The sequence below is a fragment of the Mucilaginibacter sp. MD40 genome (assembly GCF_002288635.1).
GTDB lineage: Bacteria > Bacteroidota > Bacteroidia > Sphingobacteriales > Sphingobacteriaceae > Mucilaginibacter.
Genome location: NZ_NRSW01000001.1, coordinates 1 through 24,626 on the forward strand (window position 1 = coordinate 1; position 24,626 = coordinate 24,626).

At 43.5% G+C, this 24,626-nt stretch carries 27 protein-coding genes; 14 read left to right on the plus strand and 13 right to left on the minus strand.

Annotated features, from left to right (window positions below):
• Window positions 1-715 precede the first annotated feature (715 nt).
• From CKK33_RS00005 to CKK33_RS00020, 4 genes are all read left to right on the plus strand, one after another.
• Entirely contained in the window at window positions 716-1,648 is a 933-nt protein-coding gene (locus CKK33_RS00005; RefSeq protein ID WP_095702128.1) for an outer membrane protein assembly factor BamD, read from the plus strand.
• A gap of 27 nt (window positions 1,649-1,675) precedes the next feature.
• Complete coding sequence (locus tag CKK33_RS00010; RefSeq protein WP_095702129.1) at window positions 1,676-2,017, plus strand: DNA-directed RNA polymerase subunit omega; 342 nt, start codon at window positions 1,676-1,678, stop codon at window positions 2,015-2,017.
• Window positions 2,018-2,111: 94 nt separating this feature from the next.
• Complete coding sequence (coaBC, locus tag CKK33_RS00015) at window positions 2,112-3,308, plus strand: bifunctional phosphopantothenoylcysteine decarboxylase/phosphopantothenate--cysteine ligase CoaBC (protein ID WP_095702130.1); 1,197 nt, start codon at window positions 2,112-2,114, stop codon at window positions 3,306-3,308.
• Window position 3,309: 1 nt separating this feature from the next.
• A complete protein-coding gene (locus CKK33_RS00020) occupies window positions 3,310-4,206 on the plus strand; it encodes a DUF4835 family protein (RefSeq protein ID WP_095702131.1) in 897 nt (298 codons plus the stop codon).
• Window positions 4,207-4,265: 59 nt separating this feature from the next.
• On the opposite strand, the gene CKK33_RS00025 is transcribed toward CKK33_RS00020, so the two are convergent.
• The 3 genes from CKK33_RS00025 to CKK33_RS00035 form a co-directional block, all read right to left on the minus strand.
• Window positions 4,266-4,604 carry a DUF3817 domain-containing protein gene (locus CKK33_RS00025; protein ID WP_095702132.1) on the minus strand — a complete coding sequence of 113 codons (339 nt, stop codon included), beginning with the start codon at window positions 4,602-4,604 and terminating at the stop codon, window positions 4,266-4,268.
• Between the two features lie 12 nt (window positions 4,605-4,616).
• Entirely contained in the window at window positions 4,617-5,048 is a 432-nt protein-coding gene (locus tag CKK33_RS00030; protein ID WP_233138111.1) for a hypothetical protein, read from the minus strand.
• 80 nt (window positions 5,049-5,128) lie between these two features.
• Window positions 5,129-5,716 carry a TetR/AcrR family transcriptional regulator gene (locus CKK33_RS00035; RefSeq protein WP_095702134.1) on the minus strand — a complete coding sequence of 196 codons (588 nt, stop codon included), beginning with the start codon at window positions 5,714-5,716 and terminating at the stop codon, window positions 5,129-5,131.
• Window positions 5,717-5,932: 216 nt separating this feature from the next.
• On the opposite strand from CKK33_RS00035, the gene recJ reads away from it, so the two are divergent.
• From recJ to CKK33_RS00055, 4 genes are all read left to right on the plus strand, one after another.
• On the plus strand, window positions 5,933-7,642 hold the full coding sequence (gene recJ, locus CKK33_RS00040) for a single-stranded-DNA-specific exonuclease RecJ (protein ID WP_095702135.1): 1,710 nt from the start codon (window positions 5,933-5,935) through the stop codon (window positions 7,640-7,642).
• 73 nt (window positions 7,643-7,715) lie between these two features.
• Entirely contained in the window at window positions 7,716-8,456 is a 741-nt protein-coding gene (lptB, locus tag CKK33_RS00045; RefSeq protein WP_095702136.1) for an LPS export ABC transporter ATP-binding protein, read from the plus strand.
• A 103-nt stretch (window positions 8,457-8,559) separates the two neighbouring features.
• Window positions 8,560-10,086, plus strand: coding sequence for a GH3 auxin-responsive promoter family protein (locus CKK33_RS00050; RefSeq protein ID WP_095702137.1), 1,527 nt, complete (start codon window positions 8,560-8,562; stop codon window positions 10,084-10,086).
• Window positions 10,087-10,143: 57 nt separating this feature from the next.
• Window positions 10,144-10,536, plus strand: coding sequence for a hypothetical protein (locus CKK33_RS00055; protein ID WP_095702138.1), 393 nt, complete (start codon window positions 10,144-10,146; stop codon window positions 10,534-10,536).
• On the opposite strand, the gene CKK33_RS00060 is transcribed toward CKK33_RS00055, so the two are convergent.
• Both CKK33_RS00060 and folP read right to left on the minus strand, forming a co-directional pair.
• Complete coding sequence (locus CKK33_RS00060; RefSeq protein ID WP_095702139.1) at window positions 10,537-11,574, minus strand: exo-alpha-sialidase; 1,038 nt, start codon at window positions 11,572-11,574, stop codon at window positions 10,537-10,539. It abuts the gene before it with no gap.
• 10 nt (window positions 11,575-11,584) lie between these two features.
• Window positions 11,585-12,451 (minus strand): dihydropteroate synthase, encoded by an 867-nt coding sequence (gene folP / locus CKK33_RS00065; RefSeq protein ID WP_095702140.1) that lies wholly within the window; start codon window positions 12,449-12,451, stop codon window positions 11,585-11,587.
• Window positions 12,452-12,594: 143 nt separating this feature from the next.
• Between folP and CKK33_RS00070 the strand changes: the two genes are divergently transcribed.
• Genes CKK33_RS00070 through CKK33_RS00080 form a run of 3 tightly spaced genes read left to right on the plus strand, consistent with a single transcriptional unit; the run spans window position 12,595 to window position 14,794 of the window.
• The gene (locus CKK33_RS00070; protein ID WP_095702141.1) at window positions 12,595-13,137 is read left to right on the plus strand and encodes a DUF1599 domain-containing protein; all 543 of its coding nucleotides are present in this window, start codon (window positions 12,595-12,597) and stop codon (window positions 13,135-13,137) included.
• Window positions 13,134-14,285, plus strand: a complete 1,152-nt coding sequence (locus tag CKK33_RS00075; RefSeq protein ID WP_095702142.1) for a BT_3928 family protein — start codon at window positions 13,134-13,136, stop codon at window positions 14,283-14,285. Before CKK33_RS00070 ends, CKK33_RS00075 begins: the two co-directional genes overlap by 4 nt.
• On the plus strand, window positions 14,282-14,794 hold the full coding sequence (locus CKK33_RS00080) for a shikimate kinase (protein WP_095702143.1): 513 nt from the start codon (window positions 14,282-14,284) through the stop codon (window positions 14,792-14,794). Before CKK33_RS00075 ends, CKK33_RS00080 begins: the two co-directional genes overlap by 4 nt.
• 6 nt (window positions 14,795-14,800) lie before the next feature.
• On the opposite strand, the gene CKK33_RS00085 is transcribed toward CKK33_RS00080, so the two are convergent.
• The 7 genes from CKK33_RS00085 to CKK33_RS00115 all read right to left on the minus strand — a co-directional run bounded on the left by CKK33_RS00085 (window position 14,801) and on the right by CKK33_RS00115 (window position 19,477).
• A complete protein-coding gene (locus CKK33_RS00085) occupies window positions 14,801-15,310 on the minus strand; it encodes a phosphoribosyltransferase family protein (RefSeq protein ID WP_095702144.1) in 510 nt (169 codons plus the stop codon).
• Between the two features lie 39 nt (window positions 15,311-15,349).
• Complete coding sequence (locus CKK33_RS00090) at window positions 15,350-16,015, minus strand: hypothetical protein (RefSeq protein WP_095702145.1); 666 nt, start codon at window positions 16,013-16,015, stop codon at window positions 15,350-15,352.
• A 4-nt stretch (window positions 16,016-16,019) separates the two neighbouring features.
• Window positions 16,020-16,424, minus strand: a complete 405-nt coding sequence (locus tag CKK33_RS00095; RefSeq protein WP_095702146.1) for a hypothetical protein — start codon at window positions 16,422-16,424, stop codon at window positions 16,020-16,022.
• 2 nt (window positions 16,425-16,426) lie between these two features.
• On the minus strand, window positions 16,427-17,329 hold the full coding sequence (locus tag CKK33_RS00100; RefSeq protein ID WP_095702147.1) for a hypothetical protein: 903 nt from the start codon (window positions 17,327-17,329) through the stop codon (window positions 16,427-16,429).
• Window positions 17,330-17,416: 87 nt separating this feature from the next.
• Window positions 17,417-17,632, minus strand: coding sequence for a DUF2442 domain-containing protein (locus CKK33_RS00105; protein ID WP_095702148.1), 216 nt, complete (start codon window positions 17,630-17,632; stop codon window positions 17,417-17,419).
• 110 nt (window positions 17,633-17,742) lie between these two features.
• On the minus strand, window positions 17,743-18,468 hold the full coding sequence (locus CKK33_RS00110; RefSeq protein ID WP_095702149.1) for a YebC/PmpR family DNA-binding transcriptional regulator: 726 nt from the start codon (window positions 18,466-18,468) through the stop codon (window positions 17,743-17,745).
• Between the two features lie 58 nt (window positions 18,469-18,526).
• A complete protein-coding gene (locus CKK33_RS00115) occupies window positions 18,527-19,477 on the minus strand; it encodes an NAD-dependent epimerase/dehydratase family protein (RefSeq protein WP_095702150.1) in 951 nt (316 codons plus the stop codon).
• A gap of 216 nt (window positions 19,478-19,693) precedes the next feature.
• On the opposite strand from CKK33_RS00115, the gene CKK33_RS00120 reads away from it, so the two are divergent.
• From CKK33_RS00120 to crtD, 3 genes are all read left to right on the plus strand, one after another.
• A complete protein-coding gene (locus tag CKK33_RS00120) occupies window positions 19,694-20,701 on the plus strand; it encodes an aspartate-semialdehyde dehydrogenase (protein WP_095702151.1) in 1,008 nt (335 codons plus the stop codon).
• 172 nt (window positions 20,702-20,873) lie between these two features.
• The gene (locus CKK33_RS00125; protein ID WP_095702152.1) at window positions 20,874-21,422 is read left to right on the plus strand and encodes a type 1 glutamine amidotransferase domain-containing protein; all 549 of its coding nucleotides are present in this window, start codon (window positions 20,874-20,876) and stop codon (window positions 21,420-21,422) included.
• Between the two features lie 395 nt (window positions 21,423-21,817).
• Window positions 21,818-23,290 (plus strand): 1-hydroxycarotenoid 3,4-desaturase CrtD, encoded by a 1,473-nt coding sequence (gene crtD / locus CKK33_RS00130; RefSeq protein ID WP_095702153.1) that lies wholly within the window; start codon window positions 21,818-21,820, stop codon window positions 23,288-23,290.
• A 178-nt stretch (window positions 23,291-23,468) separates the two neighbouring features.
• On the opposite strand, the gene hemH is transcribed toward crtD, so the two are convergent.
• Entirely contained in the window at window positions 23,469-24,488 is a 1,020-nt protein-coding gene (gene hemH, locus CKK33_RS00135; protein ID WP_095702154.1) for a ferrochelatase, read from the minus strand.
• Between the last annotated feature and the right edge of the window lie 138 nt (window positions 24,489-24,626).

Genomic DNA, 24,626 nt, shown 5'->3' on the forward strand with positions numbered 1-24,626 from the left:
CTTTCTTACTACTTAACCACCTTCACCACTCCTTCAAAAAACAACCGCTTAACTCTCCGTGAAGCGGGCTGCAAAGGTAGCAGCTTTTTGTTTATCTGCAAACTTTATTTTTTTTATTTTTAAAGTTTGTTTTTTCTTTTCAGAGAACGACCCGCTATCTCGTTTGCGGGCTGCAAAGGTACGTAAGGTTTTTAATTTTGCAAACAATTTAGCAGTTTTAGTGTTAGTGTGCGTTTAACACACTGATAGTGAACAGGAAAAATTTTACTCACCCCCTGCCCCCTCGATCCTGCACAAAGAGGGGGTAGTAAATAAAGCTCAAAGAGAGCATTATATATAATAAGACTCAGCTTATAAGATAAGGTGATAATATATATACCATTACTCAATACATGGAAACGCGTTAGCGATAGCAGCGGATACCGGCCGGTGTGTAAGGCCTGCAGGCATATGAGCGGATAGCGCGACCCCGATAAACAGAGGGGAAACGCTATATATTTATATGATAACGACACTTACACGGATAGCAACGACGGCATCTATATATACTACAATTTATCGGTCAAATCAATTTGATCTAAACATATAATAGCTACAGTAACGTTAAAAGATGTTAAATGCCTTATAAATATACATGCAGTACCTGTTAAGTCAGCTATATTAGTAGCCTAAATAAATAATTGACCGTTCTGTACTAATAACTTATCTTTGCAAAATGTTTAAAAAACTAACCCGTATAGTTTTACCAGGTGTTATTGTCTTCGGCATGGTGATGGCTGGCTGCAAAAGCCAGTACGACAGGCTGAAAGCAAGTAACGACAATACTAAAAAATACCAGGAGGCGATAAAGTACTATAATAAGAAAGACTATAATAAAGCATTAGGGTTATTTGAAGACCTTGCACCACGCTACAGAGGGCGTGAATCTGCGGAGGACTTATTCTATTACTACGCCTATACCAATTACAGGCTTAAGGATTACACTTCGGCAAGGTTCCATTTTAAAAATTTTGCAGACACTTACCCATCAAGCCCGCGTGCCGAGGAATGCAGGTTTATAGCTGCTTATTGCTTTTATCTGGACTCGCCTATTTATTCGCTTGACCAGGAAAACACTGATAAGGCTATTGAAGCCTTGCAATTGTTTATTAACCTTTACCCGAAAAGTGACCGTGTAACAGAGGCAAGTAAACTGATACAAAACCTGCGCGACAAACTTGAACAAAAGGCATATGCCAACGCTAAACTATATTTAACTATAGGCGACTATCAATCGGCTGTTATTGCATTTAATAACACGCTTCGTGATTACCCTGATACTAAATATGCCGAAGAACTGGAATACCTTACTATTGAGGCACAATATAAATACGCGCGCATAAGCCTTGAAAGGAAACAACAGGAGCGCTATGAACAGGCGATAACTTATGCCGACCAGTTTGTAGATAAGTATCCTAATAGTAAATTCCTGAAAAGCGCTAACGAATACATCAAGGACAGCCGCTACGGCATTGAGCGTGCAAGACGTGTAATAGCCGAGGCTGAAACAGACCAGAAGCTGGCTGAGAAACTGGCAAAAAAAGATAGCACCAACACAGCGCAGCCACCATCAATAAAGGATAGAAGTAACCAAAAAATACCTCAATAGATATAACACATATATAATATAAAAGATATGAGTACTAATAACACAAATAAACCGGCTGTAGCAAGCAGTACTGTAACACGCGATCTTCGTGAACTGGATGTGAAAACAGAGAACATCTACGAATCATTAGTGATCATGGCTAAACGTGCCAACCAGATTTCAAATAACATTAAAGAGGAGTTACACCAGAAACTATCTGAGTTTGCTTCATCAAACGATAACCTGGAAGAGGTGTTTGAAAACCGCGAACAGATAGAGATATCTAAACATTACGAAAAAATGCCTAAACCTACCCTGGTAGCAGTACAGGAATTTTTAGATAACAAGATCTACTACCGTAACCCGGCCAAAGAAGCTAAAGAATTATAAGCCCCTCGGCTAATTCAAAAGTTAAAAGTCAAAATTCAAAAGTGTAAGGTTTCCCTTCTTTTGAATTTTGACTTTTTATTTTTTACTTTAAACGATGTTAGAAGGCAAAAAGATTTTGTTAGGCGTTTGCGGAAGTATTGCCGCGTATAAGTCGGCCACGTTGGTAAGGCTACTGGTTAAAGCAGGAGCCAATGTACAGGTGGTAATGACATCCGATAGTACTAACTTTATTACGCCGCTTACCCTTTCTACCTTATCAAAGAACCCGGTTTATCATGAGTATTTTAAAGCCGAAACCGGCGAATGGAATAATCATGTTGAGCTTGGCCTATGGGCAGATATAATGGTTATTGCCCCGGCGAGTGCCAATACCATGGCTAAAATGGCCGGTGGATTGGTTGATAACCTTTTAACAGCCGTTTACTTATCTGCTAAATGCCAGGTGTATTTTGCACCTGCGATGGACCTGGATATGTGGAAACACAATGCCACCCGCGATAATATTAGCCAGTTGCAAAGCTTTGGTAATATATTAATTCCGCCGGGTAGTGGCGAACTGGCCAGTGGCCTGCACGGCGAGGGCCGTATGGCCGAGCCTGAAGAAATAGTTAATTTCCTGGCGGATGATATCAGGAAAAAGCTTCCTCTTGTAAACAAACGCGTAATGGTTACCGCAGGTCCTACCTATGAGGCGATAGACCCTGTGCGTTTTATTGGCAACCATTCATCAGGCAAAATGGGCTTTGCCATTGCCGACGAGCTTGCTTCATTAGGCGCCTCAGTTACATTGGTTGCTGGCCCTACAGCGCAAAAAAGTAAATACCATAATATTAAACGTATAGATATTACCAGCGCCGCTGAAATGCTTGAGGCTTGTCTCCAACACTTCAACCAGTCCGACGCATGTGTAATGTGCGCAGCCGTGGCAGATTATACGCCTGCACACGTTGCAGAGCAAAAAATAAAAAAGACGGAAGAGCAGTTCTCCATTGAATTAAAGAAAACTACGGATATTCTCAAAACCCTTGGCAAGCAAAAGCGTAATAACCAGGTATTAGTAGGCTTCGCGCTTGAAACCAATAACGAAGAAGAGCACGCCATTGAGAAACTGAAAAAGAAAAATCTTGACCTGATAGTACTAAATTCATTAAACGACAGTGGTGCCGGTTTTAAAAGCGATACCAATAAGGTAACTTTGATAGACAGCCAACTTAATAAAACCCATTTCGGCCTTAAAAACAAAACAGAGGTAGCACGTGATATATGCGCCAAATTGGTTGAATTGATGTAAAATGAAGAACATAATCGTCGCCACTCTTTTATTGCTTACCTGCTTAAGCGCCCAGGCGCAGGACCTTAATGCGAGGGTAAAAGTGGTAGCACCCAAAATACAGATCACTAACAAGCGCATCCTGCAAACGCTTGAAACGGCCATGAAGGATTTTCTGAATGGCCGCAAATGGAGCGCTGACGATATAGCACCAAATGAACGTATAGATTGCAATTTTGTATTGAATATAACCAGTTGGGATGGCAGCAGCACCTTTAGCGGCGAACTCCAGGTACAATCGTCCAGGCCGGTGTATAACTCAACTTATACTACTACACTGCTCAACATTAATGACCGTGATATTGATTTCACTTATACCGATGGGCAAACCATTGATTACAGCGACCAAAACTTTCAGAGTAACCTGAGTTCGATAATGGCTTTTTACGCGTACGTTATTGTGGGGATGGATTATGATTCGTTCGCTAAATATGGCGGCACTCCGTATTTCCTTAATGCACAAACGGTAATGATCAATGCGCAAACATCTTCATACAAGGGATGGAAAGGTTTTGACACCAACGTTAACCGGTACTGGCTTATTGAGAACTTGAACAATAAGATATACGATAACCTGCGCGAGTTTATTTATAACTATCACCGAAACGGCCTGGATATAATGACCGACAACCCCAACAAGGCCCGTAAATACATCAGCAGCATATTACCGGTATTATCACAGGTAGATCGCAAACGCCTGGGCTCCTACTTTCCCCTGGCATTTTTTACGGCCAAAAATTCCGAGTTTGTTTCCATTTTCAGTGCCGCATCGCAACAAGATAGGCTAAATGCCATGAATATCCTTTCGACAGCCGACCCGGCAAACGGAACCAAATACCAAACCTTAAACGGGCGTTAATTGCCCTCTAGATTCCCCTCCACCGGGGAATACTTTGTTTACCTGCATTAGAAAACATCTTAAAGCCCCTCTTTTTCGACGAGAGGTGGTGCGAGACTTTTTTCCTTTCTCAATACCTTTCTATCCACATAAAACGTCCCGAATGGAATGACACAGGCCACCAAGACTTTATATATAACGCTGCGTGGCCAGCGCTGCTCTATGCCTACACTAATGGTATTGTAAATAAAAAGCAGGAACAGCACACCGTGTACCGGGCCCATAGCTTTAACCATGGCAGGATTATGGCCAAAGTATTTGAGAGGCACAGCTATGAAGATCAATAATAGTAAGGAAATACCTTCAAGGAAGGCGATAATGCGCAAGCGGCCAATGTTTGTAGATAATAGCGATATCATATTAAGGTGTTGTTACAATGTGTGCAGATAAGAGCGTTGAGCCAACGGCGAAAACGGCCATGGAATAGCCAGCAGGATAATGAACAACGCGAGGCTAAACCAAATTAGCATGGTCTTAAACTTTTCGTGATCATTTGGTTTGCGTTTCGCCACGGCTGAGCCGATGGTGACGAGCACAATGGCGATCAGCATCATGAGTAGGTGCACTACTCCGAAAAAGAATTCGGGCTTAATGTGCCCCAAAAAACTGATCTGCCTAAAGTTAAACTTTGCCGTTGAGCTTTGCGTGTATACCAACATGCCAATGATCAACTGCATATGAGACACGGTTGCCGTCCAGTGCCGCCAGGTGTTGTCTGTTTTACCGAATGTGCGGCGTTTGCTGTACCCGGTATAAGCAAACCGGATAGATGTTAGTAAGGTAATGAGTACCGCCCATCGCATTAGGGAATGAAGAAAAAGTAGAAAATCAAACATATTACATTTTTCAACATACCAATCAGTATGTTATTGATTAAAAAAATTTATTTCAGTTGCTGCAGGTAGTTTTTTAACTCTTGCAAATAAACGGTATAACAGCCGGAACCCATGGCCTTGCCCATGTTACGGATGCCGCTATAGCCGGCTACAATAAAGCAGGCCGTGTGCTTAGAATTTACATTTGACCTGATATCGCCTTTTACTTTACCTTGCTCAATATTGTCAGCAATAGCATCCTGCCACTCATTAGTCAACCGGACCAAAGCCTTACGGAAACTCTCATTCAGCGGCGACATCTCCTCTATAAGGTTGATCGCCGGGCAGCCATATTTAGCACGCAGAAAGGGTATTTTAATCAGCAGGTTCCGCATCATAGCATATATCTCGTTCACCGGGTCGTGCGAATCCAACAAAGGTTTAACCATAGTAGCATACATCCCTGGATATAACACCTCGTTAATAAGCGCCAGTCCCATCTCATCCTTATTTTTAAAATGGTAAAAGAAAGCACCTTTGGTAACTTGTGTTGTCGCCAGGATATTATCAATGCTCGTTGCCTGGTATCCTTTCTGGTATATCAGCTCAAAGGATCGCTGTAGGATCATCTGCCGGGTTTCTGCTGCTTTCGACATCACAATTAAACATACTAATTGGTATGTTTTACAAACATAGTATATTATTATATCTCAGGAATTATTTTTTTAGATTTTTAGTTGTTTGAATTTCCTGATAAGTAAATGAAATGCTGTTCTTATAAATCTTAAAAGTCATATCAACAAAATTTTGCGTCCGTATCGTCGTTTATCCACCATTAGTTATCTTTACTTCTTTTAAAGCGATTGATAAATATGGACAAGCGATGGGTGTTAAAAGACGAGGCTGACAGAGAAATAGTAAGTAAACTTTCTGCCGAACTTAACATTAGCCCCGTACTCGCTAACATCCTTGTACAACGTGGGATTACCAGTTTTGAGGAAGCCCGCTATTTCTTCCGCCCCAGCGAACTACACCTGCATGACCCATTCCTGATGGCAGATATGGAGAAGGCCATTGATCGCATAGATGACGCCATTGCCAAAAACCAAAAGATCTTAATTTACGGAGATTATGACGTTGACGGCACTACCGCCGTTGCATTGGTGTACAGCTTTTTCAGCAAACGTTACAGCCAGATAGAGTACTACATACCCGACCGCTATAAAGAGGGTTACGGCATATCCACACAGGGTATAGATTATGCCGCGGCAAACGGTTTCAGTCTAATTATCGCTTTAGATTGTGGTATTAAATCTGTTGATAAGATCGCTTATGCGAATACACTGGGTGTAGATTTTATTATTTGCGACCATCACCTGCCGGGCGATGAACTCCCTGCAGCAATAGCCATTTTAGACCCCAAACGCCCGCAGTGCAGCTATCCTTACAAGGAGCTTTCAGGCTGTGGTATTGGTTTTAAACTGATACAGGCATATGCCCAGATACATGATATTCCTTTTGAAGAAACTGCCGAATACCTGGACCTGGTGGCCATTAGCATAGCTTGCGATATTGTACATATTACCGGCGAAAACCGCGTACTGGCGCACCTGGGCCTGCAAAAAATAAATGCTTCGCCATGCATGGGGGTAAAAACCCTGATGGATATTGCCGGTAAAAAATGTGACTATACTATTGCCGATGTAGTGTTTACCCTCGGCCCCCGCATTAATGCTGCCGGCAGAATTGATGATGCCAAACACGCGGTGGAATTGTTGATAGCCTGCCACGAGGAGGACGCTCGCGAAAAAGGCGACAGGATTAACCTGCACAATTTCGAACGCAAAGGGCACGACCAGCAAATAACCGACGAAGCGCTGAGCATGATTGATAATGACTCGGTGCTCGTGGGCCGCAAATCAACCGTGGTTTTTAACGAGAACTGGCATAAGGGTGTTATCGGCATAGTGGCATCTCGCCTTACTGAAAAATATTATCGCCCAACGGTGGTTCTCACCCAATCAAACGGGCATATTGCCGGTTCGGCCCGTTCGGTATTAGGGTACGATCTTTATGAGGCTTTGTGCGGCTGCAGCGATCTACTCATACAGTTTGGTGGGCATAAATATGCGGCCGGGCTTACCATGCAGCGCGAAAACATACAGGCCTTTGCCGATAAGTTTGAAGAAGTGGTGAGCACTACCATACCCGATGAATTGCTGATACAGCAGATCAGCATAGACGTGGAAATAGCACTTGCTGATATCGACTCTAAGTTTTTCCGGGTACTTAACCAGCTTGCTCCCTTCGGGCCCGAAAACATGGCCCCGGTGTTCCTAACCAAAAATGTGTATGTTAGCGGCGTAGCAGGCCTGGTGGGTGGCAAACACTTAAAAATGTTTGTAATGCAGCCCGGTTCGGCAAGCTTTAGTTGTATAGCTTTTAACCAGGGCGATTTATTGCCTCAACTAAAGAACGGCGTGCCTTTTGATATTTGTTACACCATTGAAGAAAATGTATGGCGCGAACAGCGCACCGTACAGTTGAACATAAAAGGAATTAGGTTGGTGAATGGTGAGTAGTTAATAGTGATTGGTGACCAGCGTATCATACATGTACTTTTTTTGAATTTTTACTTTTGAATTTTGAATTAAAATGATCCTCAGAGCCGACCATTTAATAAAAAAATATAAGCAGCGTACCGTTGTTAATGACGTTACATTTGATGTATCGCAGGGTGAGATCGTAGGTTTACTCGGGCCGAATGGAGCAGGTAAAACCACCTCTTTTTATATGATCGTTGGTTTGATAAAACCCAACGAGGGCAAAATATTCCTGGATGATGAAGAGATCACTACCGACCCTATGTACCGTCGAGCGCAAAAAGGTATTGGCTACCTGGCGCAGGAAGCATCGGTTTTCCGCAAGCTTTCTGTAGAGGATAACATCAAGGCTGTGCTGGAAATGGGAGTCATGAGTAAGGAAAAACAACGCGATAAACTGGAAGAGTTAATAGATGAGTTCAGTTTACATAAGGTTCGTAAAAACCGCGGCGACCTGCTATCGGGTGGTGAGCGCCGTCGTACCGAGATTGCGCGGGCACTTGCAGCAGAACCCAACTTTATTTTACTGGATGAGCCCTTTGCCGGGGTTGACCCCATAGCGGTTGAGGAGATACAAAGCATGGTAGCTAAGTTAAAGCATCGCAATATAGGCATCCTCATTACTGACCATAATGTGCAGGAAACACTATCTATTACGGATAGAGCCTACCTTTTATTTGAAGGAAAAATTCTGGAATCGGGCGTGCCCGAGATACTGGCCGAAAATGAAATGGTGCGTAAGGTTTACCTCGGTGCCAACTTTGTGCTGAAAAGAAAAGTTTTTCCGCAGTAACATCTATATTTGATAGTTGACAGTCAATAGATCATGACTCATGGCGACAAAAGCAGCTACTATGAACTATCATCCATAAACCATGATCCTCTAACCATAAATTATGACCATTTTTAACTCCGTTTTTACCTGGTTCATGAAAAAGCGTATCCACCAGATAGAGCTTTTTATGAAGTACCCCAACGAGGTACAGGAAGAATGGTTTGAACAACTGGTTGCCGGTGCTGAAAGCACGGAGTGGGGAAAAAAGTATGGTTACAAAAGCATAGAGAATCTTGCCCAGTTTAAAGAGCGCGTTCCGCTCCAAACATATGATAGCCTTAAGCCTTATATAGAGCGTATGCTCAAAGGCGAACAAAATGTACTATGGCCATCAGAAATTCGCTGGTTTGCCAAGTCATCAGGCACCACAAATGATCGCAGCAAGTTTATCCCGGTAAGTGAAGAATCACTCGAAGAGTGCCATTTTAAAGGCGGTAAAGATATGCTTACCCTTTACTTCAACAATCGCCCCAACGCGCGCATTTTTACAGGTAAAAGCTTAACGCTTGGTGGTAGCCACCAGGTAGGGCAGCTAAATGCCGATACTTTTTTTGGTGACCTGTCAGCCGTTATTATGAAAAACCTGCCATTATGGGCCGAGTTTTACCGTACCCCCCATCTGGATATAGCCCTTCTGGAAAATTTCGAAGAAAAAATAGAGAAGATGGCCTACGCCACCAAAGATGTAAATGTAACCAGCATCAGCGGCGTACCTACCTGGAACATTCTGCTGTTCAAGCGTATTTTAGAGATCACCGGCAAAAACAATTTACTGGAAGTGTGGCCCAATCTCGAATTGTATTTTCATGGTGCGGTTAACTTTACCCCCTATCGCGAACAGTTCAGGAAACTGATACCCAAGGATGACATGTATTACCTGGAAACCTATAATGCCTCTGAAGGTTTCTTTGGCATACAGGATCTGGAGGAACCGGGCGATATGCTCTTGATGCTCGACTATGGGATCTTTTACGAGTTTTTACCCTTAGAGAACCTGCATGACGAGAACCCTCAGACACTTACACTTGACGAGGTGCAATTGAATAAAAATTACGCGCTCATTATTAGTACCAATGCCGGCTTATGGCGATATATGATAGGCGACACCATTAAATTTACTTCGCTCTCGCCTTTCCGAATACAGATCACCGGCCGTACCAAGCATTTCATTAACGCCTTTGGCGAAGAACTGATCATTGATAATGCCGAACGCGCCCTTGCCGAAGCGTGCAGCCAAACCGGCGCCATTATACGCGACTATACTGCAGCCCCCGTTTATTTTAGCGACAATAGTTGCGGCGCTCATGAATGGTTGATAGAGTTTGAGAAACCACCCGCCGAGTTTGAGCGCTTTGTAGACCTGCTGGACGAAACACTCCGTAAAGTAAATTCTGACTACGACGCGAAACGATTTAAAGACATGGCGCTTCGCCGGCCTTTGGTACGCCCGGTACAACAAAACACCTTTTTTAACTGGATGAAAACACGCGGTAAAATAGGTGGTCAGCACAAAGTACCACGTTTGGCCAACAACCGCGAATACGTTGACTCCATCCTTGAACTTACCACCAGCGTAAGCAAAAACTAAAATACTTGTAGCGTTTTCAGCACCAGCTGCGTAAGGTTATTAAACTAAACTTTACAAATGAAAAAGCTGATTGCCGCATTAGTAGTCGCCGCGTTATTTACCGCCTGCCACAAGGATAAAGTGCAGGTTCCTGCAAATGGTTTCACAGGATCATGGGAACTCAGAACCGCCATGTCAGGATGGACAGTACCTGTAACGTATCCGCCCGGAAATGGAAACAGATATGTTTTTACCGCTGACAGTACTTACACCAAATACGAAGCAAACCAATTAAAAGCGCAGGGCAAATTTTCCACTAACCAGATAGGTAGTGACAACAGCGCAAAATATGGATTAATAAAATTCATTAATCCAGATTATTCAGATGTTTATCGCATAAAGTCTGATAGCCTGATCATAGGCACATCAGTAGCCGATGGCCCAAGCTGGCTATATGTGCGTATGAAATAACTACCTGGAAAACTTCAGCTGTACAAATTTTATACGGCTTCTGTCGTGCGTGTAGGTAACATAAACATTGCCTGCTTTGTCGGCAATAATGGCCGGATAGCTATATTCGCCTTTGTCATGTTGTTCAAAGGTGTAGAGGTCTTTCCAGTGTTCGCCGTCTTTAGTAACAGCCAGTTTTAGAACCGAGCGCCCCTCCCACCAGTTTTTACCGGCGGTAAGGGGATTATATACCAGCAATTGATACCCGTTTATGGTAACCGCATCGCTCCCGGAATTTGGGTTGGGCAGTTGCGTGGCTGTAGCTTTGTTCCAGGTCTTCCCGTTATCGGTAGACCAATTTTGTACAGTAACATTCTGCTTGCTGCGCGACAACAATTGCAGCCTTTGTTTAGAATACCTTAAAATGGACGGCTGTATCAACTGAAAGGTATCGCAATTAATGTTGATCTTTTCCCATTTCTTTAATGCCGAGTCAGATCTTTCCAAATGTATTTGCCAGGTCTTTTCGTCTAAGCTTTCAGTGCTTGACGGGTACAGGATATCTCCGTTGGCTAATTGCAACGGCTTATTTTTGATAGGGCCTAAGAAACCTTTCGGCAACGCCACAGCCGCCGACCAGGTTTTGCCATCATCTTTAGATGTTTTGTACATTGCCCACCATTCGCGCGGGTTTGGGCCTATTTTATAATGCAGGTAAAGCACACCGTTCGCTGCTTTAAATAAAACGGGGTTCCAGCAGGCGTACCTTTTACCATCCGGCTGTATGCCATCAGCCACTTTGGTGGGTGATGACCATTTTGTTCCATCGTTTTCGGCAGTCCATATGCATACATCCGGGTTACTTTCCTGCGTTCCGCCAAACCAGGCCGCTAATAAACGGTTAGGTCCGAGTTTAATTAGGGTAGATGCGTGGCATGCTTTAAAAGGCGCGTCGTTAAAAATATATTCGTTTTTTACTATCGCTACACTTTGCGCGCCGGCTTTATTAAAAGCAACAACACTTACAATCAGTATAACTGAAATAAAACTCCTTTTCATAGTCACCTATTTATGAATTGTAGCTTAACGTTGTGGCCTTAAATATAGTAATAGCTTCAACAGCCGCCTTCACATCGTGCACACGTAATATGTTGGCGCCTTTCATCAGGGCAATGGTATTAAGCGCTATTGTTCCGTTCAATGCTTCGGCAGCCGTAGTGCCTAATAAACCATAGATCATTTTCTTGCGGGATATACCTGTTAATATCGGCAATTGCAATCGTTCAAGCTCCTGCATCCTATTCATTAACGCATAGCTATGTTCCGGCTTTTTCGCAAAACCAAAACCTGGGTCAATAATTACATCATGCACACCTAATTGCTTAAGCGCGTATATCTTTTTAACAAAGTAATCGTACACCTCGCCAAACACATCGTCATATTGGGCTAATTGCTGCATGTTTTGAGGATTCCCTTTCATATGCATCAAAATATAAGGCACCTGCAAACGGGCAACTGTGCTAAACATATCACCGTCCAAACCTCCACCGCTAATGTCATTGATAATATGCGCCCCAGCCTTAATCGCTGTTTCAGCTACTTTAGCCCTGAAGGTATCTATTGAAATAACTGCTTCCGGATATGTTTTAACGATAGCTTCAACCGCCGGCAGTAATCTGTCGGTTTCTTCCTGTGCAGATATATCTGCAGCCCCCGGTCTGGACGAATAAGCGCCAATATCTAAAAAGTCAGCGCCTTCACTTAGCATCTTTCCGGCCTGTTGCAAAATGGCATCAACCTCTGTTTTGCGGCTATCGGCAAAAAAAGAATCAGGTGTAGTGTTAATGATCCCCATCACCTTCGGCAAGGTCACATCAATCAATTTGCCACCCGCATTTATGGTCGTCTTTTTCCGAAAAAATGTATCTTTATCCACGTTGCTTTTGTTGGAATTTTAACCGTTAAAATGTTGTAAAGTTATTTACTTTAATAAGACTTGCTACTTTAATACACAACTTTACAACGTTTAAACATTACAACTTACAACATCAGCCTTACAACATTCCAACTTACAACAACATCGTGAATAATACCGCACAAGAATTTGACGCCGTTATCAATGTTTGCCGCAGTCTTTTTATCAAAAAAACACGCGATTACGGCACCGCCTGGCGCATTTTACGTTTACAATCTATTACCGATCAGATATTTATTAAGGCACAGCGTATTCGTACACTTGAAGAGAAACAGGTTTCAAAAGTTGGCGACGATATTACAGGTGAATACATTGGCATTGTAAATTATTGCGTAATAGCCATGATGCAACTGGACTGCGGACCAGAAACGCCTTTGGAGCTTAACCCTGATGAAGTGGAGATGATATTTGACAGTAAGGTACAGGAAACCCGCGACCTGATGTTTGCCAAAAACCACGATTACGGTGAAGCATGGCGCGATATGCGCATCAGTTCACTTACTGATTTGATACTGATGAAGCTGCTGCGTGTAAAGCAGATAGAAGACAACCAGGGGCAAACGCTGGCATCGGAAGGTGTTAAAGCTAACTACCAGGATATGCTTAACTATGCAGTTTTCGCGTTGATAAAATTAGGGGTAAAATGAAAAATGGATTGATTTGGTTTTGCAGAATTGCTGTTGGTTTGCTTTTTATCTTCTCCGGATTGATAAAAGCGAATGACCCACTGGGCTTTTCCTATAAACTCGAAGAATACTTTGAGGTATTTCACATCACCTTTTTAAATGGCCTGGCCTTGATTATGGCCATTATATTATGCTCCCTGGAAATGATACTGGGTTTCGCGTTGCTTATCGGCGCGCGAGCCGTTAAAGTGGTTTGGGGCTTGTTGCTGCTCATCATCTTCTTTGGCTTTCTTACCTTTTATTCTGCCTTTTTTAAGGTTGTTCAAACCTGCGGGTGCTTTGGCGATGCCATACCATTAACACCATGGCAATCTTTCGGGAAAGACATGGTGCTTTTGCTACTGGTGTTGGTGCTGTTCCGCAATCGTACAAACATAAAACCACTGTTCACCGCTAAAAATGGGGACAAAGCCATTATTACCGCTACCCTGATTTCGATAGGTTTTGGATGGTATACGTATAGTTTTTTACCCGTAATTGATTTTTTACCCTATAAAGTTGGCGCCAACATCTGGCAGGAAATGCAAACGCCGCCCGGCGCCAAGCCTGATGAGTATGAGATCATGTACACACTCAGTAACAAACAGACCAAAGCCACCAAAAAAATAAGTGATAAGGAATACCTCAACAGTGGAATCTGGAAAGATACCAACTGGGAAGTACAGGGCAACCCGGAAAGCAGACTGGTAAAAAAAGGCTTTGAGCCCAAGATACGCGACCTGAATATACAGGATGCGCAAGGAAATAACTATAATAAAGAACTATTAAACAGTCCTTTCTATAGCCTGGTTATTGTGGCCTATGACCTGTCTAAGACTGATATCAATGCCATACACGAGAGCAACGCTTTAGCCGCTAATCTGATACAGAATTTTAACACACGTGTTGTTTTCCTTACTTCCAATCCGCCGGAACAGGCACAGGAATTTGCCAAAGACCATAAATTAGTAAGCGAATTGTTCTATGCTGATGGCGTGCCGCTTAAAACAATGGTAAGGGCTAACCCCGGTATTATCCTGTTAAAGAATGGCACAGTAGTAAATAAATGGCATTATCATACTTTACCTGCTTATGATAAGCTGGTTAAGGATTACTTTGGTAAACAATGAGCTTGATATTTTTAGTTGGATTTATGGGTTGCGGCAAAACCACAATGGGCCGTAAATTATCGAACGCGTTAGGCTATGAATTTGTAGACCTGGACCACCGGTTTGAAGAAAAGGCAGGCATGAGCATTGCCGAATACTTTTCTAAAAATGGAGAGGACGCTTTTCGCCAGCAAGAATCAAAAATACTCAAAGAAACACCCTATCCACAAAACGCGGTAGTATCAACCGGTGGCGGTTTGCCCTGCTTTTTCGATAATATGGATTGGATGAATGCTAACGGCCAAACCGTTTACATGAAACTAACACCTAAAATGCTCGCCTCCCGTTTAGAGAACGCCAAAACACCCAGGCCGGTATTACAGGGTAAAAAAGGACAGGAACTGGTTGAATTTATAGAAACCAAACTCGCCGAACGCGAACCACACTACAGCAAGGCTTCTATTGTAGCGGAAAGCTTTGCCGACTTAACTCCGGAAAATATTATGTATTTGCTGGCCACGAATAAGTAGCCGGTATTACATTAAATAAACCGCGTCCTCTTCACCTTCGACGTTAATTACCACATCAATGTGTTGTTTGATAACCGTTGAGAGGGCAACGCCGGCATAATCTGTTGTTACCGGGAAGTTTTTGTGATTACGATCTATCAATACCACGGTGCGCAATTTCTTCAACGGCACATCTAAAAATATACCGAAACCGTAAGCAAGGGTTTTACCACTGTTCAGCACATCATCTACCAAAATGATCACTTTATTAGCGCAGTCTTCTACTTTGAAGTTGGTACTGGCATGCAACTGACTGCTTTGCTTATCCAGCTCAATGCTAAGCAATTGGGTTTTAAAAGGCGCGATTTTATCCAATACGGATTTTAAACGTTCGGCTACATGGTTACCACGCGGGAGTATACCGGCAATGATCACCTCTTCTTCATCAAAATTATCCTCTAGCACCTGGTAGGCAATACGATCTATTTTTTGCTGTATCTGCTGGCTGTTTAGTATGAGGATCTTTCTGTCTGGCATGGTGTTAGTAATTATAAACAAATATAAGGTTAATGATGACTAACCGATAGTTTCATCTATTTCATCTATAAATTTTTCGCAAACAGACTGGTCCGATAGAAATTTTCCATTTAAAAGTTCAGCTTTAAATTTATTGTAATATCTGTCATAGTTGTTGTTAAAAATCCTTTCCCAATCTTGGTCCTGATATTCGTCAACAGTAACCTTTTTTGCATCAAATAACACTAATACATAATGCCCAGGTTTTCTTCTTTGACTTTTGACCCACGCTACTATGCCAATTTTAATCAATTTATCTGTGACCGAAATTATCTCTTCATCCAAATACTCATCCAGCACTAAAGGCTTTATTTCATTAATAGAGCCATCTTCGTCAACTGTGTTAAAAGTCAAATTGGAAACCTGAAAATCTACATTTACACGAAAGACTAGATCATCTTCGTTTACTTTCAAATTCTTTTTAGAAATCAACGCATCCGCAAAAATATGTGTTGTGATGTCATTTAGGCGCAAAACAAAGTTCTGTTCTACAAGTGTATTTTCTATTATCCAGCAATCATGCAGTCTGCCTAAATAATCGTAATAACGCCCGAGTGTTTGTCTACTTTGTTTTAAGACTTCAGATTTATCCTGTAAATTATATCTCTCGATCTCAATAAAATGATCAAGTAAGGAAGGAGCAATATCTTGAATTTTCCTTCTCAATGCTTTAACTTTTCAGGTAAGGATAATAAACAAAGTTAGCACCCTCAGGAACTATCACAAACAGGCACATAAACTCGTTTGGGTTTTTGTAGCTGCTCATAAAACGCTCCTTTAGCTCCGGTTTAATGATACCCCGGTCTACAAATTCCTCAATAGTAGATGCATGTATGCTCCATTCGGTATTCAGTTCGTTACGGTCAAGTATTACTTCGCCCAGTTTAACTTCGTGCTGGTGGGCAACAAATATCGGCGTAGCAGATAACCCTTCTACCATAATATCAACGGCAACTTCTTTTATCGAATCATTAAAGAATTTAAGGTCGCGCTCTAAACTTACCAGCGGACTTTGCTTTTGCTCTTTTTTCTCGCTGTTTCCTCTGTCCTGGTTAAAAAGTTCTTCGGTATTCATAGTTATTCCTCAGTTTTTGGTGGTTGAGGTTTAGTAGTTTTCGGGTTAAATCGCGGTTTAAAGCCTAATTTAGGTGAATCCTCAGCAGCAGGTTTAGCTTCCTGCTCTTTGGCTTTATTATCTTCTGCTTTCTGCGCAACAGGACCGGCGGTTGCAGCAGGGCCTTCCTCAACATGTATTTCTTCAGCAACAGGCTCTCCTTTTTTCGGAACCGTCTTAGCCGCATTGAACCTTGGCTTAAAACCGGCTGGTTTTGATGCAGTTGGAGTTTCTGCCGATGTTTCTATTTGTGTTAAATTTTCTTCTACAGGTTTCTCTTCATCAACAGGCTCGTCTTTCTTAGGAGCCATTTTTGCCGCATTAAATCTTGGCTTAAATCCGGCAGGTTTTGGTGCAGCTGTGGTTTCAGCAGGTACTTCCGTTGTTGGCTTATCTTCCGCTACAGGCTCTTCTGCTTTCGGAGCCATGGCTTTGGCATTAAAGCGCGGCTTAAACCCGGCAGGTTTTGGCGCGGCCGATGTTTCGGTATCTGATGATGCAGCAGTTTCTTTAGGCTCCTCTGCTTTAACAACCGGCTCTGGTTCAGTTTCAGTAGGCTTAGCAGTTGTGGCTCCCGCTTTAAATCGCGGTTTAAAACCCACATTGGTTGCAGCCGGTTCGGTGAGTGACTCAACAATAGTTTGTTCGGCAAGGCGATTTTCCATTACCACCTTTTCCTCCTTAACTTCAGGGGCAAGGTGGTATTGCAGACGCAATTTATTGAACCAGTATTTTTTGGTATGGTCGAAACTCTTTTCGCCCATTGCTTCATAGTGTTCTTTAAATTCAGAGAACAGGCCGGGCTGTGCCGTTTGCAGCGCCACCAGGTCTATCTTCTTCTTTCTAAAAAACTCTTCGAAAGTCATGTTTACTCAGATATAAGAGACAAGAATCAAGAGTCAGGACATTCTTTCTTATTTATCTTGATTCTTGCCTCTTGTCGCCTTGATTCTCTACAAAGACACTTCAGTGTCCAACTGATTAAACCGGATGCCTTTGTCGGTTTGGCTCCAATCGGCACGCTCCTCATCGGTAGCATTTAAAAGCTTTGGGAACCACTCCAGCGGGAAAGCTTGTTGCTTACCATCTTCTTTCTCCACAAAAAGTAAACCATTGGCAAAGGTTACTTTAACCTTTTTCTCCTGCTTGCGTGTTGATAGTAATGGCATGATGTATGTATTTGTGTCATTGCGAGTGTTAGCGCGGCAATCTCACCAGATTTGAATATTCTATGAGATTGCCACGTCACTACGTTCCTCGCAATGACAAGTTTTTTTTCTTACTCCGCCATGTTATGGTAAACCGCCTGTACGTCGTCGTCGTCCTCTAAACGGTCAACGATCTTTAGTACATCGGCAGCTTGTTCTTCGGTAACGGCTGTTGTTGAAAGCGGGATACGCTCCAGTTTGGCAGATTTTACTTCGATGCCCATTTCCTCTAAAGTCTTCTGCATTTTGCCGAAGTCTTCAAAAGCGGTATGGATAACGGCAACGTCGTTTCCTTCCTCATCAGCCTCCACAAAAAGGTCTTCCAAACCGGCATCGATCAGTTCAAATTCCAACTCTTCCAAATCTCGCTCTCCCGGGTCAAACCTGAAAACTGATTTACGTGCAAATACGAAATCCAGTGAACCGGTCTTTCCTAACGTACCACCGTATTTTGTAAAATAGCTGCGCACGTTGGCAACAGTACGGTTGGTGTTATCGGTAGCGGTTTCTACCAAGATAGCTACACCATGTTGAGCGTAACCTTCATATACCAACTCATCGTAATCTTTTTCGTCACGGCTTGATGCACGCTTAATAGCAGCCTCAACCCTATCCTTAGGCATATTAACCGCCTTAGCATTTTGCACCGCGGTACGGAGGCGCGAGTTAGTGTTTGGATCGCCCCCACCTGCTTTAACAGCCATTACTATCTCCTTACCCAAACGGGTAAACTGCACTGCCATTTTGGCCCAGCGCTTAAATTTTCTCTCTTTTCGGAATTCGAATGCTCTTCCCATGTGATATTGTCCATAGTCTATGGTTCACAGACCATAGATTTGCGAATATACTTGTTTTTTAGATAATGGTTTTCAGGTTTGTCAGCATATCTTCCGTGATCTTTGGAAGATCGTACTCCAATTGCCAACCCCAATCCTGCTGCGCCTGGGTATCGTCTATTGATTTTGGCCAACTATCGGCAATAGCCTGGCGCGGGTCGTTCTCGGCATAGCTCATTTCAAACTCTGGCATCAGCTTCTTTATTTCTGCCGCTAACTGCTCCGGTGTAAAACTAACGCCAGCGAGATTGTAGCTGGAGCGAATAGTAATGTTCTCCGCAGGCGCATCCATTAAAGTTAATGTAGCGCGGATGGCGTCATCCATATACATCATTGGCAAAGCCGTTTGTGCCGATAAAAAGCCCTGATATTTTTGATGCTTTAAAGCTTCGTGGAAGATATGCACCGCATAATCGGTAGTACCACCGCCTGGGTTTGCACGCCAGCCGATAAGACCGGGGTAACGCAGACTGCGCACATCTAAACCGTACTTGCTAAAGTAGTACTCGCACCAGCGCTCGCCAGCGAGTTTACTAAACCCGTAAACCGTGTTGGGGTCCATCACACAATATTGCGGTGTATTGTGCTGCGGCGAATGCGGGCCGAATACAGCGATAGAACTTGGCCAAAATACCTTTTGCACTTTAAATTCAACCGCAAAATCAAGCACGTGCAAAAGGCCGGTCATATTTAAATCCCAGGCCATTTTGGGTTTTTGTTCGCCTACGGCTGATAGAATAGCGGCCAGTAAGTATACTTGTGTAGGGCGATGCTTATCAAACAGATGATGCAGATTGTCTTTGTCCAGCACGTTCGCATATTCAAATGGGCCGGTATTACGCAGGGCGTAATTAGGGCTATTGATATCTGATGCGATTACATTTTCAGCACCATGAATTTTTCTTAAGGCAGCTACCAGTTCGGTGCCAATTTGGCCGTTGGCGCCAATCACGAATATCTTTTCGGTCATGCAAACTCAGTTTGAGCGCAAATGTAGGAAATTGCAGTTAAAGGCTAAATGCTACAATGGCCACAGTTATTGTAATTATAGCTTTACAAAAGGATTTGATAAGATTATATCAGAAATAGATAATATTATACTAATCAGGTAGACATTTATTAGCGGGTTCGCAAAAAAAACCGCATATTTGAAAAATTTGATTAACAATTTATACGTAAACAAACAATGAAAGTCGCAGTAGTTGGTGCTACCGGCCTGGTAGGCACTAAAATGTTGCAGGTTCTTGATGAACGCAACTTCCCCGTTACAGAATTAATTCCCGTTGCATCCGCTAAAAGTATTGGTAAAGAGATCACTTTTAAGGGTAAGCAATATAAGATTGTTTCTGCCGAGGATGCGATTAAGCAGAAGCCGGATGTTGCTATTTTTAGCGCCGGCGGTAGCACTTCATTGGAGCAGGCTCCTTTATTTGCCAATGCGGGTATTACCGTTATTGATAATTCATCCGCATGGCGCATGGAACCAACCAAAAAGCTGGTAGTACCCGAGGTAAATGCCGATGTTTTAACTGCCGAAGATAAGATCATCGCTAACCCGAATTGCTCAACAATACAAATGGTAGTGGCTTTAAAACCATTGCATGACAGGTATAAAATCAAACGCGTGGTGGTATCCACTTACCAATCGGTAACCGGTACCGGTGTTAAGGCTGTTGACCAGCTGTTCAACGAGCGTAAAGGCATTGATGGTCCAAAGGTTTACCCTTACACGATCGATCTTAACGTTATCCCTCAGATAGATGTATTTACCGAAAACGGCTACACCAAAGAGGAGATGAAAATGATCCTGGAAACCAAAAAGATTATGGGCGACGATAGCATCGCAGTTACCGCTACTACGGTACGTATCCCGGTGATGGGTGGTCACTCAGAATCTGTAAACATAGAGTTTGCGCACGAGTACGACTTGAGCGAAGTACGCGAAGTATTAGCCAACGCGCCTGGCGTTGTAGTGGTAGATGATATTGCCAACTTAAAATACCCAATGCCGCTTGACGCGCATGATAAAGATGAAGTATTTGTAGGCCGCCTTCGCCGTGATGAAACACAGCCCAATACCCTGAATTGCTGGATCGTATCAGATAACCTGCGCAAAGGTGCTGCTACCAACGCGGTGCAAATTGCTGAATACCTGGCATCAAAGCATTTGATAGGCCAGGGTGTTGCTGTTTAGTGATTAGTGATTGAAGGTTAGAAATTAGGCCTTCATATTTAAATAGAAAGGGATAGCCTGTTGGTTATCCCTTTTTAGTTATGGACGATCGTCAGCTAATCTCAACTTTCATAAAACCATAAAATTATTCACTTGTAGTTAATAGTACATAACCTATTAAAAACATATTATTATGGCTGATTTAAGCAATAAAAAAGTAGCGATACTTACCGAAGAAGGATTTGAGCAGGTGGAATTAACCAGCCCAAAAGAAGCATTGGAAGCCGCGGGTGCAACCGTGCATATCATCTCGCCGAAAAGCGGAAAAATTAAAGCCTGGGACAAAACCGACTGGGGCATAGAGATCGACGTTGATAAAGAGTTGAGCAGTGCCAGCCCGGACGACTACGACGCATTAATGCTACCCGGCGGCGTACTTAACCCCGACAAGCTGCGCCAGAATAAGGACGCGGTAGCCTTTGCCTCTGCGTTTTTGGACGAAGGTAAACCGCTGGCAGCCATTTGCCACGGCCCGCAATTACTCATCGAAACCGGCATGCTGCAAGGCCGCCGCATCACCTCTTACCCTTCCCTGCAAACCGACCTTAAAAATGCCGGTGCCGACTGGGTGGATGAAGAAGTGGTAACCGATAATGGTTTGGTAACCAGCCGTACCCCGGATGATCTGCCTGCCTTCAATAAAAAAATGATAGAAGAAATTGCAGAGGGCGTACACGCCTGATGGTAAGCTATCTGTAGCGCCCCGTAAGTACCCGGTTGGAGTATTTATGGGGCGCTTTTTTTTGTAGCAATAATTCTATTAAATACACTATGTACCGCGTTCCGTTTATAATATATAGCACTCATGGAACAAGCGGAACGCCTTATTTATCAGTTACTTAAAACTGACAAATATTTGTCAGTGTTTAGTTTATACAATCAATAAAGCGCTCATTATCTGCCAAATGTAAAATCAGCCTTGCGTTCCGAGCGGAACGCTTTTGGAAACTATAAACGGTACACTTTGGTACATAAACATTTGAAGATTAACGGCTAACTGCGTACATTTTCATCCATCAATAACCAATATTCCGCATTCATTATCCAACTCTTTCACGCTTGTTCTATATTTGCGTCATGCCTCCACAAAAAGCTGTTATTGTAGGTGCCGGTGTAGCAGGTATCGCCACGGCCATCCGGTTAGCGTTAAAAGGTTATAGTGTTGAAGTTTTTGAGGCTAACAGTTATCCGGGAGGTAAGCTGTCGGAATTTACCCAAAACGGTTACCGCTTTGATGCCGGGCCAAGCCTGTTCACCATGCCGCAATATGTGGATGAGTTGTTTACCCTCGCAGGCAAAAACCCGCGGGAGTATTTCAACTACCAAAAGCTGGATGTGGTATGTAACTACTTTTATGAGGATGGCACCCAACTGAGCGCCTATGCCGATACTGCACGGTTCGCCCGGGAGATAGAAGATAAAACCGGCGAACCGGGACAAAAGGTAGTGAAGCACCTGGCCGGCAGCCGCGATATTTACGATATTACCAACCATGTTTTCCTGGAACGCTCACTACACCGCCTGCAAACTTACCTGCGTTGGGACACTGTGAGGTCGGTGTTTCGACTGCCGCGTATTGATGCCATGCGCACCATGCACCAGGCCAATGCCAAAGCCTTTAGTGATGAAAGGGTAGTGCAGTTTTTTGACCGCTATGCTACTTACAATGGGTCGAACCCGTACGAAGCACCCGCTACATTAAATGTGATCCCGCACCTCGAACACCATTTTGGCGCATGGTTTCCTGAAGGTGGCATGTATGCCATTACACAAAAGCTGGTTGAACTTGCAGAAAGCCTGGGTGTAAAATTCAACTATAACAGTCCGGTTAGCGAAGTGGTAGTGATCAATGGCATAGCGAAGGGGATACGGACCAATGGCAACAACGTCATAGCCGATGTGGTGGTATCTAACATGGATATCTGGTTTACCTATAAAAAGCTGCTGGAGAAACATCCGGCGCTGCATCCGCAAAAAACGCTGAACCAGGAACGCAGCAGTTCGGCACTGATATTTTATTGGGGCGTTAAAAAGCAATTCCCGCAGCTCGATCTGCATAATATATTCTTTAGTGCCGATTACCAGGCCGAGTTTCAGCACCTGTGGCAACAGCAAACCATTTACCACGACCCTACGGTTTATGTGAACATCAGCTCTAAATTAAACGAAAAAGATGCTCCTGAAGGTTGCGAAAATTGGTTCGTGATGATCAACGTTCCGGCAAATAACGGGCAGGATTGGGACCAACTGATAGCCGAGGCCCGCGCCAATATCATTGCTAAATTATCCCGATTGCTGAACACCGATATAGGCAGCTTAATTGAATGCGAAAGCGTGCTCGACCCGCGCAGTATCGAGAGCCGAACCTCGTCATACAAAGGTTCTATCTACGGCACCAGCTCCAATAACCGCTTCGCGGCCTTTTTGCGTCATGCCAACAGTTCTTCAAAAGTAAAAGGACTTTATTTCGCGGGGGGCAGCGTGCATCCGGGTGGCGGTATACCGCTGTGTTTGTTATCAGCGAAAATTGTGAGTGAAAGCCTCACCTAAATTTTCTCAGCCTCACCTAAATCCTCTCCAAAGGAGAGGACTTTATAAGAATAACATTATTGAACCCTCTCCCCCGGAGAGGGCAGCGTGAGGCCAACCCGCGCTATCCTATTTCTTGGCTCTTGGTTCTTGACTCTTGTTTCTTAACTCTTGATTCTTGGGTCTTGATTCTTGACTCTTAATTTCCTCGCACCATGCGTTCCAGCGCGTCAATCCATTTAGGGTTATCGTTGAGGCTTTCTACCAGTTGTACGTGTTCGCCGCCGAGGGCTTTAAACTCGTCGCCGTATTCATTTGTTACCTCAAAAACGGTTTCAAGGCAATCGCTCACAAAGGCCGGGCAAAATACCAGTAAACGCTTTTTACCTTCTTTAGCCAGGTGTTCTATCACTTCGCTGGTGTAAGGCTGTACCCATGGGTCACTGCCCAGGCGCGACTGGAAACAAACGGTATATTTTTCGCGGGGCAGGTTCATTTTTTCGGCAATGAGCCTTGCCGTATCATGTGATTGTGCCGAGTAGCACAATTTGTTGGTATCATTAAGCGTTTCGCAGCATCCGTTTACCTTTAAACAGTAATTGCCCGTGTGGTCGCATTTCTTCAGCTGCCGCTGTGGCAAGCCGTGGAAGCTGAACAGGATATGGTCATAACTATCCGGGTTGTGCTTGCGCCCATTATCGGCAAAGGTCTCGATCATCAGGTCGTCGTTATGGAACGAGTTGATGAACTTGATCTCGGGTACGGTTTGCCAGTCTTTCACCAAACGCATAATTTTTTCATGCACAGAGCCTGTACTGGCCGAGGCATATTGCGGGAACAGCGGTATTACCAGTATATCGCCTATGAGCGCCTGCTTTAAACGGGCCAGGGCATCATCAATAGATGGGCTTTGGTAGCGCATGGCAAGTTCTACCACGTACTCGTCGCCCAAACGTTCCTGCAGCATTTTTTGTTGCTGCAAGCTGTAATGCAGTAAAGGCGATCCGGTTTCTTTATCCCAGATAGCCTGGTAAAGCTTGGCCGATTTTGGCGCCCTGAAAGGCACAATGATGGTTTTTACCAAAAAGGTGCGTAAAACCGGGTTAACATCAATAACCCTCGGGTCCATTAAAAACTCATCAAGATATTTACGTACATCCGCTGTCGACGGACTATCCGGTGTACCTAAGTTTACCAGTAAAACTCCTTTTTTTGCCATGATAATTTGGATGCAAATGTACAAAAAAACGCCCCATCAGCCTGTTACCGTTATCATTATTGCAAAATGATGATAACAGTTGTAAAACGCGTTATTGTGAATGAAAGCCTCACCCTGCCCTCTCCAAAGGAGAGGGTT

Excerpts from the sequence above, each read along its gene's own strand:
- recJ (WP_095702135.1), top strand. The coding sequence starts at position 5,933 with ATGGACAAGCGATGGGTGTTAAAAGACGAGGCTGACAGAGAAATAGTA.
- CKK33_RS00025 (WP_095702132.1), bottom strand. The coding sequence starts at position 4,604 with ATGATATCGCTATTATCTACAAACATTGGCCGCTTGCGCATTATCGCC.
- CKK33_RS00030 (WP_233138111.1), bottom strand. The coding sequence starts at position 5,048 with ATGCGATGGGCGGTACTCATTACCTTACTAACATCTATCCGGTTTGCT.
- CKK33_RS00125 (WP_095702152.1), top strand. The coding sequence starts at position 20,874 with ATGGCTGATTTAAGCAATAAAAAAGTAGCGATACTTACCGAAGAAGGA.
- CKK33_RS00095 (WP_095702146.1), bottom strand. The coding sequence starts at position 16,424 with ATGAATACCGAAGAACTTTTTAACCAGGACAGAGGAAACAGCGAGAAA.
- CKK33_RS00055 (WP_095702138.1), top strand. The coding sequence starts at position 10,144 with ATGAAAAAGCTGATTGCCGCATTAGTAGTCGCCGCGTTATTTACCGCC.
- lptB (WP_095702136.1), top strand. The coding sequence starts at position 7,716 with ATGATCCTCAGAGCCGACCATTTAATAAAAAAATATAAGCAGCGTACC.
- CKK33_RS00105 (WP_095702148.1), bottom strand. The coding sequence starts at position 17,632 with ATGCCATTACTATCAACACGCAAGCAGGAGAAAAAGGTTAAAGTAACC.
- CKK33_RS00020 (WP_095702131.1), top strand. The coding sequence starts at position 3,310 with ATGAAGAACATAATCGTCGCCACTCTTTTATTGCTTACCTGCTTAAGC.
- CKK33_RS00035 (WP_095702134.1), bottom strand. The coding sequence starts at position 5,716 with ATGTCGAAAGCAGCAGAAACCCGGCAGATGATCCTACAGCGATCCTTT.
- CKK33_RS00110 (WP_095702149.1), bottom strand. The coding sequence starts at position 18,468 with ATGGGAAGAGCATTCGAATTCCGAAAAGAGAGAAAATTTAAGCGCTGG.
- CKK33_RS00080 (WP_095702143.1), top strand. The coding sequence starts at position 14,282 with ATGAGCTTGATATTTTTAGTTGGATTTATGGGTTGCGGCAAAACCACA.
- crtD (WP_095702153.1), top strand. The coding sequence starts at position 21,818 with ATGCCTCCACAAAAAGCTGTTATTGTAGGTGCCGGTGTAGCAGGTATC.
- CKK33_RS00085 (WP_095702144.1), bottom strand. The coding sequence starts at position 15,310 with ATGCCAGACAGAAAGATCCTCATACTAAACAGCCAGCAGATACAGCAA.
- hemH (WP_095702154.1), bottom strand. The coding sequence starts at position 24,488 with ATGGCAAAAAAAGGAGTTTTACTGGTAAACTTAGGTACACCGGATAGT.
- coaBC (WP_095702130.1), top strand. The coding sequence starts at position 2,112 with ATGTTAGAAGGCAAAAAGATTTTGTTAGGCGTTTGCGGAAGTATTGCC.
- CKK33_RS00100 (WP_095702147.1), bottom strand. The coding sequence starts at position 17,329 with ATGACTTTCGAAGAGTTTTTTAGAAAGAAGAAGATAGACCTGGTGGCG.
- CKK33_RS00075 (WP_095702142.1), top strand. The coding sequence starts at position 13,134 with ATGAAAAATGGATTGATTTGGTTTTGCAGAATTGCTGTTGGTTTGCTT.
- CKK33_RS00005 (WP_095702128.1), top strand. The coding sequence starts at position 716 with ATGTTTAAAAAACTAACCCGTATAGTTTTACCAGGTGTTATTGTCTTC.
- CKK33_RS00115 (WP_095702150.1), bottom strand. The coding sequence starts at position 19,477 with ATGACCGAAAAGATATTCGTGATTGGCGCCAACGGCCAAATTGGCACC.
- CKK33_RS00120 (WP_095702151.1), top strand. The coding sequence starts at position 19,694 with ATGAAAGTCGCAGTAGTTGGTGCTACCGGCCTGGTAGGCACTAAAATG.
- CKK33_RS00010 (WP_095702129.1), top strand. The coding sequence starts at position 1,676 with ATGAGTACTAATAACACAAATAAACCGGCTGTAGCAAGCAGTACTGTA.
- CKK33_RS00050 (WP_095702137.1), top strand. The coding sequence starts at position 8,560 with ATGACCATTTTTAACTCCGTTTTTACCTGGTTCATGAAAAAGCGTATC.
- CKK33_RS00060 (WP_095702139.1), bottom strand. The coding sequence starts at position 11,574 with ATGAAAAGGAGTTTTATTTCAGTTATACTGATTGTAAGTGTTGTTGCT.